Annotated in this window: 1 rRNA gene; it reads right to left on the reverse strand. The window is 51.7% G+C overall.

Annotated elements, in window-relative coordinates:
• Positions 1–1,046: ribosomal RNA gene (locus BMX84_RS12375) — 23S ribosomal RNA — on the reverse strand; the annotation flags it as partial.

The following is a 1,046-nucleotide window of genomic DNA, read 5'->3' on the forward strand; positions in this document are numbered from 1 at the left end:
TGTAGGTCTCGCAGTCAAGCTCCCTTCTGCCTTTACACTCTACGAATGATTTCCAACCATTCTGAGGGAACCTTTGGGCGCCTCCGTTACATTTTGGGAGGCGACCGCCCCAGTCAAACTGCCCATCTGACACTGTCTCCCGACCGGTTAACGGTCGTGGGTTAGAGTGGCCATACAGCGAGGGTAGTATCCCACCAACGCCTCCACCAAGACTGGCGTCCTGGCTTCATAGGCTCCTACCTATCCTGTACAAGCTGTACAGACACTCAATATCAAACTACAGTAAAGCTCCATGGGGTCTTTCCGTCCTGTCGCGGGTAACCTGCATTTTCACAGGTACTATAATTTCACCGAGTCTCTCGTTGAGACAGTGCCCAAATCGTTACACCTTTCGTGCGGGTCGGAACTTACCCGACAAGGAATTTCGCTACCTTAGGACCGTTATAGTTACGGCCGCCGTTTACTGGGGCTTCAATTCAGAGCTTCGCCGAAGCTAACCCTTCCTCTTAACCTTCCAGCACCGGGCAGGTGTCAGCCCCTATACATCTTCTTACGAATTAGCAGAGACCTGTGTTTTTGGTAAACAGTCGCTTGGGCCTATTCACTGCGGCTGACCAATTGGTCAGCACCCCTTCTCCCGAAGTTACGGGGTCATTTTGCCGAGTTCCTTAACGAGAGTTCTCTCGATCACCTTAGGATTCTCTCCTCGACTACCTGTGTCGGTTTGCGGTACGGGCAGCCTACTTCTCACTAGAAGCTTTTCTCGGCAGTGTGACATCGGATACTTCGGTACTTAATTTCCCTCCCCATCACAACTTGTCCTTAAGAGAAAAAGCATTTGACTCTTTCTCAGACTTGTTGCTTGGACACGCTATTCCAGCAGCGTGCACATCTTAGCCTCCTGCGTCCCTCCATTGCTCAAACAAAGCAGACTGGTACAGGAATATCAACCTGTTGTCCATCGCCTACGCCTTTCGGCCTCAGCTTAGGTCCCGACTAACCCTGGGCGGACGAGCCTTCCCCAGGAAACCTTAGTCATTCGGTGG

The sequence above is a fragment of the Alkalibacterium putridalgicola genome (assembly GCF_900109825.1).
Taxonomy (GTDB): Bacteria; Bacillota; Bacilli; order Lactobacillales; family Carnobacteriaceae_A; genus Alkalibacterium; species Alkalibacterium putridalgicola.